This window comes from Achromobacter sp. 2789STDY5608615 (genome assembly GCF_001298995.1).
Lineage (GTDB): Bacteria > Pseudomonadota > Gammaproteobacteria > Burkholderiales > Burkholderiaceae_B > Achromobacter > Achromobacter insuavis.
This window is the reverse complement of the sequence record NZ_CYTY01000030.1, coordinates 1-14478: the sequence shown is the minus strand read 5'-3', so window position 1 is coordinate 14478 and position 14478 is coordinate 1. Positions and strand designations below refer to the sequence as shown.

The 14478-nt window shown below is 68.7% G+C and carries 15 protein-coding genes; 13 read left to right on the top strand and 2 right to left on the bottom strand.

The genetic code is table 11. The features are described from left to right. The first annotated feature begins 38 nt into the window (after positions 1-38). The 3 genes from AOZ49_RS22605 to AOZ49_RS22595 are packed head-to-tail and all read left to right on the top strand — an operon-like array spanning position 39 to position 2785. On the top strand, positions 39-773 hold the full coding sequence (locus AOZ49_RS22605; protein ID WP_054431043.1) for an amino acid ABC transporter ATP-binding protein: 735 nt from the start codon (positions 39-41) through the stop codon (positions 771-773). 5 nt (positions 774-778) lie between these two features. Then, positions 779-1837, top strand: a complete 1059-nt coding sequence (locus AOZ49_RS22600) for a threonine aldolase family protein (protein WP_054477873.1) — start codon at positions 779-781, stop codon at positions 1835-1837. A gap of 39 nt (positions 1838-1876) precedes the next feature. Next, entirely contained in the window at positions 1877-2785 is a 909-nt protein-coding gene (locus tag AOZ49_RS22595; protein WP_054431046.1) for an EamA family transporter, read from the top strand. A gap of 89 nt (positions 2786-2874) precedes the next feature. Here the strand turns inward: AOZ49_RS22595 and AOZ49_RS22590 are convergent, their stop codons facing one another. Further along, positions 2875-3159, bottom strand: a complete 285-nt coding sequence (locus AOZ49_RS22590; RefSeq protein ID WP_054431048.1) for an acylphosphatase — start codon at positions 3157-3159, stop codon at positions 2875-2877. Between the two features lie 161 nt (positions 3160-3320). Here AOZ49_RS22590 and AOZ49_RS22585 point away from each other — a divergent pair, with 161 nt between their 5' ends. Then, the gene (locus AOZ49_RS22585; protein WP_054431049.1) at positions 3321-4217 is read left to right on the top strand and encodes a phytanoyl-CoA dioxygenase family protein; all 897 of its coding nucleotides are present in this window, start codon (positions 3321-3323) and stop codon (positions 4215-4217) included. A 219-nt stretch (positions 4218-4436) separates the two neighbouring features. Beyond that, positions 4437-5600 (top strand): alpha-hydroxy acid oxidase, encoded by a 1164-nt coding sequence (locus AOZ49_RS22580; RefSeq protein WP_054477871.1) that lies wholly within the window; start codon positions 4437-4439, stop codon positions 5598-5600. Positions 5601-5737: 137 nt separating this feature from the next. On the opposite strand, the gene AOZ49_RS22575 is transcribed toward AOZ49_RS22580, so the two are convergent. Then, positions 5738-6580: an IclR family transcriptional regulator gene (locus tag AOZ49_RS22575; protein WP_054431053.1), complete on the bottom strand. Its 843-nt coding sequence runs from the start codon at positions 6578-6580 to the stop codon at positions 5738-5740. Positions 6581-6779: 199 nt separating this feature from the next. Between AOZ49_RS22575 and AOZ49_RS22570 the strand changes: the two genes are divergently transcribed. From AOZ49_RS22570 to AOZ49_RS22535, 8 genes are all read left to right on the top strand, one after another. Then, positions 6780-7850 (top strand): ABC transporter ATP-binding protein, encoded by a 1071-nt coding sequence (locus tag AOZ49_RS22570; RefSeq protein ID WP_054477870.1) that lies wholly within the window; start codon positions 6780-6782, stop codon positions 7848-7850. Position 7851: 1 nt separating this feature from the next. After that, positions 7852-8739: an ABC transporter permease gene (locus AOZ49_RS22565; protein ID WP_054431055.1), complete on the top strand. Its 888-nt coding sequence runs from the start codon at positions 7852-7854 to the stop codon at positions 8737-8739. A 15-nt stretch (positions 8740-8754) separates the two neighbouring features. Then, on the top strand, positions 8755-9549 hold the full coding sequence (locus tag AOZ49_RS22560) for an ABC transporter permease (RefSeq protein ID WP_054431056.1): 795 nt from the start codon (positions 8755-8757) through the stop codon (positions 9547-9549). 37 nt (positions 9550-9586) lie between these two features. After that, the gene (locus AOZ49_RS22555) at positions 9587-9916 is read left to right on the top strand and encodes a (2Fe-2S)-binding protein (protein ID WP_054431058.1); all 330 of its coding nucleotides are present in this window, start codon (positions 9587-9589) and stop codon (positions 9914-9916) included. Beyond that, entirely contained in the window at positions 9913-11298 is a 1386-nt protein-coding gene (locus AOZ49_RS22550) for an FAD/NAD(P)-dependent oxidoreductase (RefSeq protein ID WP_054477868.1), read from the top strand. The genes AOZ49_RS22555 and AOZ49_RS22550 overlap by 4 nt, the downstream gene beginning before the upstream one ends. Next, entirely contained in the window at positions 11295-12467 is a 1173-nt protein-coding gene (locus tag AOZ49_RS22545) for an NAD(P)/FAD-dependent oxidoreductase (protein ID WP_054431061.1), read from the top strand. Before AOZ49_RS22550 ends, AOZ49_RS22545 begins: the two co-directional genes overlap by 4 nt. Then, positions 12464-13531 (top strand): ABC transporter substrate-binding protein, encoded by a 1068-nt coding sequence (locus AOZ49_RS22540; RefSeq protein ID WP_054431062.1) that lies wholly within the window; start codon positions 12464-12466, stop codon positions 13529-13531. Before AOZ49_RS22545 ends, AOZ49_RS22540 begins: the two co-directional genes overlap by 4 nt. 100 nt (positions 13532-13631) lie before the next feature. Continuing rightward, a partial coding sequence (locus tag AOZ49_RS22535; protein WP_054477866.1) for a 2-hydroxyacid dehydrogenase occupies positions 13632-14478 on the top strand: 847 nt, incomplete at its 3' end.

Sequence of the window (14478 nt, the reverse complement as noted above, 5' to 3'; positions counted from 1 at the left end):
CCACAGGTCCAACGATGCAACTCTCTTCGAAACCCCCGATGATCGAGATCAAGCAGGTCAGCAAGTGGTATGGCGATTTCCAGGTGCTGGATGATTGCAGCACCACCGTCGGCCGCGGCGAGGTGGTGGTGGTGTGCGGCCCCTCCGGCTCGGGCAAATCGACCTTGATCAAGACCGTGAACGCGCTCGAGCCCTTCCAGAAGGGCGAGATCGTGGTCAACGGCATCCAGGTGGGCGATCCGCGCACCAACCTGCCCAAGCTGCGTTCGGTGGCCGGCATGGTGTTCCAGCATTTCGAGCTGTTCCCGCACCTGTCGGTGACCGAGAACCTGTGCCTGGGCCAGCTCAAGGTGCTCAAGCGCGGCAAGGACGAGGCCCGCGCCCGCGCGCTGGCGCTGCTGGAGCGGGTCGGCCTGTCGGCGCACAAGGACAAGCACCCGGGCGAGCTGTCCGGCGGCCAGCAGCAGCGCGTGGCGATCGCCCGCGCCCTGTCGATGGACCCGGTGGTGATGCTGTTCGACGAGCCGACCTCGGCGCTGGACCCGGAGATGGTCAACGAGGTGCTGGACGTGATGACCGACCTGGCCGGCGAAGGCATGACCATGATGGTGGTGACCCACGAAATGGGGTTTGCCCGCCGCGTCGCCGACCGCGTGATCTTCATGGACGGCGGCAAGATCGTCGAAGACTGCCCGAAGGACGCGTTCTTCGGCGATGTCGAGGCGCGCGCCCCGCGCACGCGCCAGTTCCTTTCCAAAATTTTGCAGCACTGATAGCCATGAGCCAGCGGATCTCCGTCGACCCCTCCCACCCGCTCGTCGACCTGCGCAGCGACACGGTCACCCACCCCACCGCCGCCATGTACGAGCGCATGCGCACGGCGCCCATCGGCGACGATGGGCTGGACGGCGACCCCAGCGTGCGGGCGCTGGAAGCGCACGTGGCCGCGCGCCTGGGCAAGGAAGCCGGGCTGTTCGTGCCCAGCTGCACCATGGCCAACCTGCTGGCGGTGCTGGCGCAGACCCAGCGCAATGAGCAGGTGGTGCTGGAGTCGGCCGCGCACATGTACACATCCGAGCGCGGCGCCGCCACCTTCACCGGCTTGTTCTACCAGGGCGTGCCCGGCACCGACGGCGCGATGGACCTGAACCGCCTGGAAGACGCGATGCAATCGGGCGGCCACAAGCTCAAGACCTCGCTGGTGGCGATGGAGACCTCGCACAACAACGCCGGCGGCGCGGTGCTGCCGCTGGACCACATGCAGGCGGTGTACGGCATGGCGCAGACGGCCGGCGTGCCGGTGCACCTGGATGGCGCGCGCCTGTTCAACGCCGCGGTGGCGCTGGGCGTGGCGCCGGCCGAGATCACCCGCCATGCCGATACCGTGTCGCTATGCCTGTCCAAGGGCCTGAGCGCGCCGGTGGGCGCGGTGCTGACCGGTCCGCGCCAGGTGATGGCGCGGGCGCGGGTGCTGCGGCGCATGCTCGGCGGCACCCAGCGCCAGGCCGGCATCATGGCCGCGGCCGGGCTGGAAGGCGTGCAGACCATGGGCGACCGGCTGGTCGAGGACCATGCGCGCGCGCGTCGCCTGAGCGACGGCCTGAACCGCCTGGATCCGGTGCTGTCGGCCACGGTGCCGCAGACCAACATCGTGCAGGTCGAGACCGCCGACACCGGCATGACCAACGCGCACTGGGTCACGGCGCTGGAAGCGGCGGGCCTGCTGACGCGCCCGTGGGGCCGCACGCGGCTGCGCTGCGTGACCCACCGCCACATCGACGACGAGGACATCGACCGCGCCATCGAGGCCTTCAAAAAAGTGCTGGCAAGCCGCTGATCCGGCGTTTCACGGGGGCGGGCGATGCGATAATGCGGGATGTCCGCCGCTACCCAACTTTCCAAGAAAGATTATCTCTGCGCCCTGACGGTGGTGGTGATCTGGGGCCTGAACTTCGTCATCATGAAGATCGGCCTCAAGGGCCTTTCCCCCATGATGCTGGGCGCGCTGCGATTCGCGCTGGCCGCCTTCCCCCTGGTGCTGTTCGTGCGGCCGCCGCGCCTGCCATGGCAATGGATCGCCGCCTACGGGCTGGTGCAGGGGCTGGGCCAGTTCGGCCTGCTGTTCACGGCCCTCAAATTCGGCATGCCGGCGGGCATGGCCTCGCTGGTGATCCAGACCCAAGCCTTCTTCACGTTGCTGCTGGCCGCGCCGGTGCTGCGCGAACGCGCGCGGCCGCATCACTGGCTCGGGCTGGGCGTGGCCGCGCTGGGGTTGGCGGTGATCGCCGCCGGCCGCGGCGAGGGACCGGGCCAGATGACCATGCTGGGATTCGTGCTGACGCTGGGCGGCGCCGCGATGTGGGCGGTGTCGAACATCATCGTGCGCCTGGCCAGCCGCAAGTCGCCCGGCTACGACCCGTTCGCGTTCATCGCCTGGAGCAGCGCCGCGCCGGTGCTGCCGTTCCTGGGGCTGGCGGTGCTGGCCGACGGCTGGGACGCGGTGACGGGCATGATCCTGGGGATAGGCTGGGGCGAGGCGCTGTCGGTGTTGTACCTGGCGGTGCTGGCCACGCTGCTGGCCTATACCCTGTGGACGCAGCTGCTGACGCGCCATCCGGCCGCCAGGATCGCGCCGTTCTCGCTGCTGGTGCCGGTGGTGGGCCTGTGGGCGGCGTCGGCCGCCTTCGATGAGCGGCTGCAGCCGCTGCAATGGCTGGGCGCGGGCTGCGTGCTGGCCGGCCTGATCATCAACCAGGTCGGCGGGCGCTGGCTGCGCAACCGCTGATCCCGTCCCGCGCCGCGGGCCTGGCCCGCGGCATTCATCCTTGTCTCCACCCCGCTTTCGGATGAGCGGCGTAGGCCGTGGCGCGCTTCCTACAGCTGTTCGAAATGGGCATAACGCTTGTCGGTGTAGTCCCGGCGCGTGACCATTTCGACGACCTCGGCCCCGGGCGGGCCGCGCCGCAACCATTCCAGCATGTGATCGACCTGGTCGGGCGTGCCCTGCACCAGGGCCTCGACCGTGCCGTCCAGCATGTTCTGCACCCAGCCGCGGGCGCCCAGCAGGTGCGCGCGCCGCACCGCCGCATGGCGGTAGCCCACGCCCTGCACGGTGCCGCTGACGGTGACGTGGACGGTCTCGATATGGGTGTCTTGCATTGGTTTTCCTTCGGATGATGCGCCGCGGCGCGCCGGTGACCTAGGCGGTTCCGACTACAGCGGATGATCGATAGGCCCCTCGGGCATCGAAGCGATACGTTAGAGCACATGTCAAAACGTGCCAACGGGAACACCCGCAAGCAAAGCTTGGAGAAGCCATTATGGAAGAGACCAGTTTGTTGTCGGAAGCAGAAACAGCACGCTATCGGGACCAGGGCTACCTGGCCCTGCCGGACATGTGTCCGCAGGACGAGGTGGGCTATATCCGGCGCACGCTGCTGGAACTGTTCGCGAACAAGACGGGCTACAACGAGGGGGCGCAATACGATTTCATCAGTCGCGACGACCCGTCCAAGCCGGCCAAGTTTCCCAGTTTGCACGATCCGCGCCATTATGCCCCGGGCCTGCTGAAGACCGCCTATCACGAGCGCACGCTGGAGCTGGCGCGCCAACTGCTGGGCGAGGACGCCGCGCTGTACGGCGAACATGCGCTGCTCAAGCCGGCGCTGGTGGGGCCCGAGACGCCGTGGCACCAGGACGAGGCGTTCCGCTCGCCCGACTTCGTCTACAACGAGCTGAGCATCTGGCTGGCGCTGCAGCCGGCCACGCTGGAGAACGGCTGCATGCAGTTCATCCCGGGCTCCAACAAGAGCGAGGTGCTGGAGCATCGCTCGCCCGGCGGCGACAAGACGCTGCACCCGCTCGAGTGCTGCGCCGATTTCCCGCGCGACCAGGCGGTGGCCGAACCGCTGCAACCCGGCGGCTGCACCGTGCACGATGCGCGCACGCTGCATTTCACGGGCGCCAATACGTCGCCGCAGCCGCGGCTGGCGTACATCCTGATCTACAACACGCCGCCGGTCTACAAGCCGGGACGGCGCGAGTTTCCGTGGCTCGAAGGCCGCTGGACCGACAGCCAGACCCGCAAGAAGGAATGGCATCGCCGTGGCGGCCTGGCGGTGGACGTGCTGCGGCGCCTGCCGGGGGCGCGGCTGACCAGCCCGCGCTGGGTGGCGTGGGCCACGATCCGGGCGGTGACCAAGGTCTGGCCGCGCTAGCGGCGGAGTCAGCGGCCGCGTCGCCGTCGACGCAAATGCGGTCGCGATGAAGGGGGAACCGGGGCCGGCAAGGGGCGCTTGCCGGCCTCGGCGCGTATACTGGGCGGCGCCGCGGGGCCTTGCCGCCCGGCGTGAACGGCAAGTGTCTGGAGGACGCATGCGGGTTCGCGCGGGCCGGTCGCCGCGGGGTCGCGTCCCACTTTCCCCAGAAAAATAACCATGACCGCTAACCTCTCCACGATCACCTGCATCGAAGACCTGCGCGCGATTGCGCGCAAGCGCGTGCCGCGCATGTTCTACGACTACGCCGATTCGGGCGCCTGGACGGAAGGCACGTACCGCGCCAACGAAAGCGATTTCCAGAAGATCAAGCTGCGCCAGCGCGTGGCGGTGAACATGGAAGGCCGCTCGCTGCGCACGACACTGGTGGGCCAGGACGCGGTGATGCCGCTGGCGATTTCGCCGACGGGCCTGACCGGCATGCAGCATGCCGATGGCGAGATCCTGGCGGCCAAGGCGGCGGCCGATTTCGGCGTGCCGTTCACGCTGTCGACCATGAGCATCTGCTCGCTGGAAGACGTGGCGGCGGCCACTGGCAAGCCGTTCTGGTTCCAGCTCTACGTGATGCGCGACCGCGAGTTCGTCGGCGACCTGATCGACCGCGCCAAGGCGGCCGGCTGCTCGGCGCTGGTGCTGACGCTGGACCTGCAGATCCTGGGCCAGCGCCACAAGGACATCAAGAACGGCCTGTCGACGCCGCCCAAGCCGACCCTCCGCAATCTCATCAACCTGGCGACCAAGCCGCGCTGGTGCATGGGCATGCTGGGCACCAAGCGCCGCACGTTCGGCAACATCGTCGGCCACGCCAAGGGCGTGAGCGATCTGTCGTCGCTGTCGTCGTGGACGGCCGAGCAGTTCGATCCGCGCCTGAGCTGGGACGATGTGGAATGGATCAAGCAGCGCTGGGGCGGCAAGCTGATCATCAAGGGCATCCTGGATGTCGAGGATGCGCAGCTGGCGGCCAACAGCGGCGCCGATGCGCTGATCGTCAGCAACCACGGCGGACGCCAGCTGGATGGCGCGATGTCGTCGATCGCGGCGCTGCCGTCGATCGCGGATGCGGTGGGGTCGAAGATCGAAGTGTGGATGGATGGCGGCGTGCGCTCGGGGCAGGACATCCTCAAGGCGGTGGCGCTGGGGGCGCGCGGAGCGATGATCGGGCGGGCCTTCCTGTACGGGTTGGGGGCATACGGTCAGGCGGGCGTGACTCGCGTGCTGGAGATCCTTTACAAGGAAATGGATACGACGATGGCGCTTTGCGGGCGGCGCAATATCGACGTCGGGGATCGGAGTATTTTGTTGCCGGGGACTTATCCGGTCTGAAGGTTTCTCTGATCGGCTGGAAGCCGGTGGGTCGCTGTGGCGGCTTGCCGGCTTTTTTGTTTTTTGCTTGCGGGTTTTTGCTCGCGAGTCTTTCTTCGTAGGTCGGCCGGCGCGGCGAGGGGTGTGGCGCTGCGGGTTTATTCCCGGTTGCCGGTGCCGAGGAATTGGCTGGGGCGCCTTAGCGCCGGGTCGAACGGGTTGAGTTGGGCGCTGATGCCGGCGGCTTCGCGGCGCAGGATTTCGACGATGAGGGGGAGGCGTTCGTCGCTGATGCGTTCGACGGGGGCGGCGATGCTGAGGGCGGCGACGGTGACGCCGTTGGGGTCGTGCACGGGGACGGCGAGGCCGGCGATGTTGGGGAAGATGCCCTGGCCCTTGCTGCGGGCGTATTGGAGTTCCTGGCATTCCTTGATGCCGGCGCGCATCGAGATTTCGTCGACGAAGCCGAGATGGTGCAGGCGCGGGATGTTGAAGCGCAGGACTTCTTCGCGTTCGGCCTCGGGCAGGTTGGCCAGCAGCAGCAGGCCGCCCTGGCCCAGGCCGAGCGGGACGCGGCCGCCGATGTCGCCGGTGTGCGAGCGCACCGGGAAGGCGCCGTCGATGCGGTCCAGGCAGACGGCGTCGAAGCCGCTGCGCACCAGCAGGAAGATGGTGTCGTTGAGCATGCCGCTCAGGCGCAGCATGACGGGGCGGTAGATCGAACGCAGGGTCGATTGGTGGTTGCCGGCGGCGGCGGCCAGGGAGAAGAAGGCGACGCTGAGCTGGTAGCCCTTGCTCTGGGCGGGTTGTTCGACCATGCCTTCCTGGACCAGGCCCTGCAGCACGCGGTGCACGGTGGCCTGGGCCTGGCCGGTGCGGGCGGCGATGTCGGTCAGGCGCAGTTTTTCGCCCTTGGCGTCGGACAGGACGCGCAGCACGGCGAAGGCGCGTTGCAGGACGCCCTGGGCGCCGGCGTCGTCGGCGGCTTCTGATTTCTTCATTGTTCAATTCCGATAATCAAAATATACGGCTGTATTTTTATCAGAAAATTCAGTTATACGGAAATAATAAGAAGAAAATTCGATTCTTCGGAAAACCCTAATTGACCGGCCTTTTCGGCGACTCCTAGACTGCCCTGCATCGATTGCACCGCGGGGCCGGCCCCGCGCAGCGCTCCTCACCGGGCACGGGGTTTGGAATATGTCATTTCTGCGGTTGGACAACGTCTCCAAGAATTACGGCGACCTGCGGGTCGTCTCGGATCTGAACCTGGCGGTCGAGAAAGGGGAATTCGTGTCCTTGCTGGGGCCGTCGGGCTGCGGCAAGACCACCACGCTGCAGATGATCGCGGGCTTTGCCGACGTGACGCGCGGCAGCATCACGCTCGACGGCCGCGACATCACCCGTGCCAAGCCGAACACGCGCGGGCTGGGCATCGTGTTCCAGAGCTATGCGCTGTTTCCGCACCTGACGGTGGCGGACAACGTGGCGTTCGGGCTGAAGATGCGCAAGGTCGAGCGCGCCGAGCGCCAGGCGCGGGTGCGCGAGGCGCTGGCGCTGGTGAAGCTGGACAAGCATGCCGACCGCTTTCCGCGCGAGCTGTCGGGCGGGCAGCGCCAGCGGGTGGCGCTGGCGCGCGCGCTGGTGATCCGGCCGCCGGTGCTGTTGCTGGACGAACCGTTGTCGAACCTGGACGCCAAGCTGCGCGAGGACATGCAGTTCGAGCTGCGCAGCATCCAGAAGCAGATCGGCACCACCACCGTGATGGTGACGCACGACCAGGCCGAGGCGCTGTCGATCAGCGACCGCGTGGTGGTGATGCAGGACGGCCGCGCCACGCAGGTGGACGCGCCCTACCGCATGTACGAGCATCCGCAGAGCGAATTCATCTCGCGCTTCGTCGGCAAGACCAACCTGCTGCCGGGCCGCGTGACGCGCTGCGGCGCGCAGGCCGAGGTGGAGACCGGCGCGCTGCGCGTGCTGGTCGACGGCGCGGGCCTGCGTCATGGCGACAGCGTGCAGCTGTCGCTGCGGCCGGAGAAGCTGGTGCCGGTGCCGGCCGGCCAGGGCAAGCTGTCCTGTGTGGTCAGCACGCGCTACTTCCTGGGCAGCCAGTGGATGTACGGGCTGGATTCGCCGGTGGGGGCGCTGACGGTGCTGACGCCCAACGACGGCCGCCGGCCGCACGATGATGGCGACCAGATCGGCCTGGACTGGGCCGAAGGCGTGCTTCGCGTGCTGCCCGTGGCGGCGGTTGCCGAAGAGGCCTGACATGGCGACGCTGACCCAACCCGGCGCCGTCCGCGCGCCCAAGCCGCGCACCGACGGCCTGCTGGCCATTCTCGGTTCGATCCCGCTGGCGATCGTGTTCCTGACGTTGGTGCTGACGCCGCTGGCGTTGACGCTGGTGCTGTCGTTCCGACCGTTCGACTACAGCGCGGGCATCCTGCCCGGGCACACCTTCGAACACTACCTGGCGGTGGTGACCGACGGCTATTTCCTGGAGATCTTCTGGCGCACGTTCTGGATCGCGGGCGTGACCACGCTGATCTGCGTGCTGATCGGCGCGCCCGAGGCCTACATCCTGTCGCGCATGGGCAAGCCGTGGCGCTCGATCTTCCTGCTGGTGGTGCTGTCGCCGCTGCTGATCTCGCTGGTGGTGCGCGCCTTCGGCTGGAGCATGCTGCTGGGGCCGGGCGGGGCCATTGGCCGCGCGGCCGCGGCGCTGGGCCTGGGACCGCTGCTGTACACGCCCACCGCCGTCATCATCGGCCTGGTGCACGTGATGCTGCCGTTCATGGTGATTCCGGTGTGGACCTCGCTGCAGAAGCTGGACCCGACCGTGGAGCACGCGGCGCTGTCGCTCAATGCGTCGCGCTTCCAGACGCTGCTGCGCATCGTGCTGCCGCAGGCCATGCCGGGCATCCTGTCGGGCAGCCTGATCGTGTTCGGGCTGTCGGCCAGTTCGTTCGCGATTCCCGCGCTGCTGGGCGGACGCCGCCTGAAGATGGTGGCCACGGTGGTCTACGACGAATTCCTGACCGAATTGAACTGGCCGCTGGGCGCGGCCATCGCCATCGTGCTGCTGGTGGTCAACGTCATCATCATGATGGCGTACAACCGCGTGGTGGAACGTTCCTACCGGCGCAGCCTGGGTTGAGCGAGGACAGCGATCATGCAGAAGAACGGTCCTTTCGCATTGGCCTTCAATGCCCTGGTGGTGACGTTCGTGCTGGCGCCGCTGGCCATCGTGTGCCTGGTGGCGTTCACGCCCGAGTCGACGCTGACGGTGCCGACCACGCAGTTCTCGCTGCGCTGGTTCCACGCGGTGTTCGAGCATCCCAATTTCATGCAGGCGTTCAAGAACAGCCTGTGGCTGGCGTTCCTGTCGGCCAGCATCGCCGTGTGCCTGGCGGTGCCGGCGGCCATCGCCATCACGCGCTACCGCTTTCCCGGGCGCGATGCGCTCAACGGCCTGTTCCTGTCGCCGCTGATGATTCCGCACCTGGTGCTGGGCGTGGCGCTGCTGCGCTTTTTCGCGCTGATGGGCACCACCGGCAGCTTCGGCTGGCTGGTGTTCAGCCACGTGGTGGTGATCACGCCCTACGTGATGCGGCTGGTGATCGGCGCGCTGGTGGGCTTTGACCGCTCGGTCGAGCATGCCGCGCTGTCGCTGGGCGCGAGCCGCGCCACGGTGTTCTTCCAGGTGACGCTGCCGCTCATCATTCCGGGCGTGTCGGGCGGCTGGCTGCTGGCCTTCATCAACAGTTTCGACGAGCTGACCATGTCGGTGTTCATCACCGCGCCGTCGACCATCACGCTGCCGGTGCGCATGTACATGTACGCCACCGAGTCGATCGACCCGATGATGGCCGCCGTGTCGGCGCTGGTGATCGGCCTGACCGCGGCGACCATGCTGCTGCTGGATCGCGTCTACGGGCTGGACCGCGTGCTGGTGGGACAGAAATGAAGCGCAAGCCGGGTACGCAACGGGAGACCCCGCCATCATGGCAATACTGAAACGCCTGGCCGAAACGGCCCGGCCCGCCGTCGCCTTCACGCTGGACGGCAAACCCTGCACCGCGCTGGCCGGCGATACCGTGCTGACGGCGGTGCTGACGCAGGCCGAGCGCCTGCGCCTGTCGGAATTCGGCGGCGGGCCGCGCGCCGGCTTCTGCATGATGGGCGCCTGCCAGGACTGCTGGATGCAGCGCGAGGATGGCACGCGTCTGCGCGCCTGTTCCACCTACATCGAAGCGGGCATGCGCCTGCGCAGCGCGCCGCTGCGCGCCGAGCAGGTGCCGGGCACGCTGGCGGCGGAGGGCGACGCATCATGAACCTGATCCTGCCCGTGATCGTGGGCGCCGGCCCCGCCGGCATTCGCGCCGCGCAGACGCTGGCGGCCCAGGGCCTGCGGCCGGTGGTGCTGGACGAGGCGCCGCGCGCCGGCGGCCAGATCTACCGCCAGCCGCCGCCCGGCTTCGCGCGGACCAAGGCGGCGCTGTATGGCTTCGAGCACCGCAAGGCCGATGCGCTGCACCGCAAGATGGACGAGCTGGCGCCGCAACTGGATTACCGGCCCGGCAGCCTGGTGTGGAACGCCGAAGGCAAGACGCTCGATGTGCTGCGCGACGGCAAGAGCGCGCCCGTGCCCTACACCCACTTGATCCTGGCCACCGGCGCCACCGATCGCGTGCTGCCGTTCCCGGGCTGGCTGACGCCGGGCGTGTACACCCTGGGCGGTTCGCAGGTGGCGTTGAAGCACCAGGGCTGCGCCATCGGCGAGCGCGTCGCGTTCATGGGCACTGGTCCCCTGCTCTATCTGGTCGCCTACCAGTACGCCAAGGCCGGCGCCCGCGTTGTGGCGGTGCTGGATACCTCGCGCTTCGCCGACCGCCTGGCGGCGTTGCCCGGCATGCTGCGCGCGCCGGGCCTGCTGGCCAAGGGGCTGTACTACATGGCCTGGCTGCGCGCGCATGGCGTGCCCATGGCCAGCGGCGTGCGGCCGGTGCGGGTCGAGGGCGAAGCGCGCGTCACCGGGCTGCTCTACCGCCAGGGAGCGCGGCAGCGGCGGGTGGATTGCGACGCGTTGGGCTATGGCTTGTCGCTGCGTTCCGAAACGCAGCTGGCCAGCCTGGTGGGCTGCCAGTTCGCCTTCAATGTCCGCGACCGTGGCTGGACGCCGCGCCTGGACGCGGCCGGGCGCAGCAGCGTGGCCGGCGTGTACGTGGCCGGCGACGGCGCGGGCATCGGCGGCGCCGACGCGGCCGAGCTGGCCGGCGAGCGCGCCGCGCTGGCCCTGCTGGAAGATGCGGGGCATGCGCAGCCGGCGCAGCGGGCGCGCCAGCTCGAAGCCCGCCTGGCCGCCAACGGCCGCGTGCGCGACGCGCTGGAGCGAGCCTTTCCGTTTCCCGAGGATTGGGCCGCCGACATCGCCGACGACACCGTGGTGTGCCGCTGCGAGGAAGTCACCGCGGGCACGCTGCGCGCGGCGGTCCACGGCACCGGCGCGCACGAACTGAACCGCCTGAAGGCGCTGACGCGCGTCGGCATGGGCCGCTGCCAGGGCCGCATGTGCGGCGCCGGCGCGGCCGAAGTGCTGGCGCACGCCTGCGGCGCCGGACCCGACGCGGTCGGCCGCCTGCGCGGCCAGCCGCCGGTCAAGCCCATTCCCGTGGATATCGTCTGCCAGGATCGTTCCGCAAAGGCCGCGCCATGACCGAACGCATCGACACCGAAGTCGCCATTCTCGGCGGCGGCATCGTCGGCGGCAGCGCCGCGCTGTTCCTGCGCCGGCTGGGCGTGCCGGTGGTGCTGCTGGAGGCCGCGCTGTGCGGCGCCCGCGCCAGCGGCGTCAACTACGGCGGCGTGCGCCGCCAGGGCCGCGGCCTGGAGCAGATGCCGCTGGCGCGCCGCGCGCATGAACTCTGGGGCCAGCTGCCGCAGCTGATCGGCATCGACGGCGAATACGTGCGCTCGGGGCACCTGAAGCTGGCTTGTTCCGACGCGGATCTGCAGGCCCTGCATGCCTACCGCGCGCAGACCCGCGGCTTCGGCATGAACCTGGAAATGCTGGACCGCGCCGCGCTGGCGCGGCGTTTCGGCTGGCTGGGCGCGCACGTGGTGGGCGGCTCGTTCTGTCCCGAGGACGGCCACGCCAACCCGCGCCTGGTGTCGCCCGCCTTCGGCCGCGCCGCCCGTGCGCTGGGCGCCGACGTGCGCGAAGGCACTACCGTCACGCAGGCCATCCACGACGGCGAGCGTTTCGTGCTGCGCGCCGGCGACGCGCTGGAGGTGCGCGCGCGCTTCCTGCTCAATTGCGCCGGGGCCTGGGCCGGGCGCTTCGCGCAGGACTTCGGCGAGACCGTGCCGGAGACCGCGATCCATCCGTTGATGATGGTGACCGAGCCGCTGCCGCTGTTCATGGACGTCAGCCTGGGCATGCAGGGCGGCGGCATCTACGCGCGCCAGGTGGCGCGCGGCAACTGCGTCATCGGCGGCGGCCGCGCCGTGTCTTCCGGCCCCGATCTTGCCCGTCCCGGCCGCGAGGCGCTGGGCACCTTGATGGCCAATGCCGAACGCCTGCTGCCGCCGCTGCGCGGCGCGCAGGTCATCCGCTTCTGGACCGGGGTGGAGGGCAACATGCCCGATCACAACCCGGTGCTGGGCCCCAGCGCCACCGTGCCGGGCCTGTTCCATGCCTTCGGCCTGTCGGGCGCGGGCTTCCAGATCGGCCCGGCCGTGGGCGAAGTGCTTTCCGAACTGGTCGTAAACGGCCGGTCTTCCATTCCCATCGACGCCTTCGGCATCGGACGATACACGGGGGCCGCTCACGGCGCCGTGCCTCGGTTGGGGCCTGTTCGTGAGCAAACGCTGGAGTCACCATGATGCACAAGAAACAGGGCGTTCGCCGCCCGTCCAAGGGGAAGTGGCTGCTGGGCCTGGCGCTGGCCGCGCTGTCGGCGGGCGCCATGGCGCAGCAGAAGACGCTGTACGTCGGCATGAACGGCGGCGACATGGAGCGCGCCTTCACGCAGTACGTGTTCCCGGATTTCGAGAAGGCCAACAATGTCAAGATCGTGGTGGTGCCCGGCACCTCCACCGACGTGCTGGCCAAGGCCCAGGCTTTCAAGGACAAGCCGCAGATGCACGTCATGTTCCTGGACGACGGCATCATGGCGCGCGCCATTTCCATGGGCCTGTGCGAGCCGCTCAACGACGATCCGGTGCTCAAGGACCTGTACCCGACCGCCGTCATGAAGGACCGCATGGCCGCCGGCATCGACATCGGCATGACCGGCCTGGGCTACAACACCCGCCTGTTCAAGGAGAAAGGCTGGGCCGCGCCGACCTCGTGGATGGACCTGGCCGATCCCAAGTTCAAGGGCAAGGTGGTGTTCCAGTCGGCCTCGGGCAGCACCTTCGGCCTGCACGGCTTCCTGATGTTCAATCGCATCCAGGGCGGCAATGACCAGAACACCGAGCCCGGCTTCAAGCAGTGGCCGTCCACCATCGGCCCCAACGTGCTGGAATACATCCCCAACTCGGCCAAGCTGGCCGAGATGATCCAGTCCAACGAAGCCGCCATCTTCCCGCTGACGCCCACCGCCATCGCCCGCCTGAAGAAGCGCGACATCCCCGTGGAATACGCCCAACCCAAGGAAGGCTCGGTGATCCTGATGGTGGCCGAGTGCGTCATCGCCAAGAACAGCGAGCCGGAACTGGCGCAGAAGCTGGCGCTGTACCTGCTGTCGCCGCAGGCCCAGGCCAAGGCACTGGAAATGGGCGGCCATTTCCCGTCCAATAAGAACGTTCAACCGCCGGCCGGCAGCGAAGAGGCGCTCAAGCGCTTCCAGGGTTACATGGCCAACGCCAAGATCCTGGACTGGGACCAGATCAACGCCACCCGTCCCGCCTTCAACGCGCGCTGGAACCGCACGGTCGAACGCTGAGGACAGGCGCGCCTTGCCGTCCGCGACGCTGCGCGCGTCGCGGACGGCAAGGCGCCGATCACACCCAGGGCGCGCGCGCCCTTAACGGAGTAGGCGAGGCATGCGGCTCATCATCAGGTCTGGCGGCGAATCGGCCATGGCGGAATGGCGCGAACAATTCAGGGTCCACGCGCCCGATCTGGAGATCGTCAGCTGGTTCGACGACGTCGACCCCGCCTCGATCGACTACGCCCTGGTGTGGGCGCCCGACCACGGCCGCCTGGCCACCTTCCCCAACCTCAAGCTCATCATCAGCGCCGGCGCCGGCGTCGACCACATCGTCTCGGACTCCGCCTGGCCGCGCCACCTGCGCATCGCCCGCATGGTCACCCCGCGCACCGAAACCGAGATGGCCGAGTTCGTGCTGACCAGCGCCCTGATGCTGACCCGCGACCTCAAACGCGCCATCGACCAGCAGGCGCGCCGCCACTGGGAGCTGTACGACTCGCTGCGCGTGGCCGCCGACGTGCGCGTCGGCATCATGGGCCTGGGCCACCTCGGCATCGCCGCCGCCCGCCTGCTGGCCAAAGTCGGTTTCCCCGTCAGCGGCTGGTCGCGCGGCGCCACCACCTTGCCCGACGGCCTGCCGTCCTACGCCGGCCCCGAACAGTTCCCCGAATTCCTGTCCCGGACCGACCTGCTGGTCTGCCTGCTGCCCGCCACCGAGGCCACCCGCGGCATCCTCAACCGCGACACCTTCGCCCACCTCCCCCGCGGCGCCAGCCTCATCAACGCCGGCCGCGGCTCCCACATGGTCACCCAGGACGTCCTCGACGCCCTCGACAGCGGCCACTTGCACCAGGCCTTGCTCGACGTCTTCGACCCCGAACCCCTGCCCCCCGAGTCCCCCCTCTGGACCCACCCCCAAATCATCATCACCCCCCACTGCGCCGCCATCCCCGACCGCC

Coding starts and splice junctions, on each gene's coding strand:
- AOZ49_RS22580 (WP_054477871.1), top strand. CDS start 4,437: ATGACCGCTAACCTCTCCACGATCACCTGCATCGAAGACCTGCGCGCG.
- AOZ49_RS22585 (WP_054431049.1), top strand. CDS start 3,321: ATGGAAGAGACCAGTTTGTTGTCGGAAGCAGAAACAGCACGCTATCGG.
- AOZ49_RS22555 (WP_054431058.1), top strand. CDS start 9,587: ATGGCAATACTGAAACGCCTGGCCGAAACGGCCCGGCCCGCCGTCGCC.
- AOZ49_RS22575 (WP_054431053.1), bottom strand. CDS start 6,580: ATGAAGAAATCAGAAGCCGCCGACGACGCCGGCGCCCAGGGCGTCCTG.
- AOZ49_RS22570 (WP_054477870.1), top strand. CDS start 6,780: ATGTCATTTCTGCGGTTGGACAACGTCTCCAAGAATTACGGCGACCTG.
- AOZ49_RS22540 (WP_054431062.1), top strand. CDS start 12,464: ATGATGCACAAGAAACAGGGCGTTCGCCGCCCGTCCAAGGGGAAGTGG.
- AOZ49_RS22550 (WP_054477868.1), top strand. CDS start 9,913: ATGAACCTGATCCTGCCCGTGATCGTGGGCGCCGGCCCCGCCGGCATT.
- AOZ49_RS22565 (WP_054431055.1), top strand. CDS start 7,852: ATGGCGACGCTGACCCAACCCGGCGCCGTCCGCGCGCCCAAGCCGCGC.
- AOZ49_RS22600 (WP_054477873.1), top strand. CDS start 779: ATGAGCCAGCGGATCTCCGTCGACCCCTCCCACCCGCTCGTCGACCTG.
- AOZ49_RS22605 (WP_054431043.1), top strand. CDS start 39: ATGATCGAGATCAAGCAGGTCAGCAAGTGGTATGGCGATTTCCAGGTG.
- AOZ49_RS22595 (WP_054431046.1), top strand. CDS start 1,877: ATGTCCGCCGCTACCCAACTTTCCAAGAAAGATTATCTCTGCGCCCTG.
- AOZ49_RS22560 (WP_054431056.1), top strand. CDS start 8,755: ATGCAGAAGAACGGTCCTTTCGCATTGGCCTTCAATGCCCTGGTGGTG.
- AOZ49_RS22545 (WP_054431061.1), top strand. CDS start 11,295: ATGACCGAACGCATCGACACCGAAGTCGCCATTCTCGGCGGCGGCATC.
- AOZ49_RS22590 (WP_054431048.1), bottom strand. CDS start 3,159: ATGCAAGACACCCATATCGAGACCGTCCACGTCACCGTCAGCGGCACC.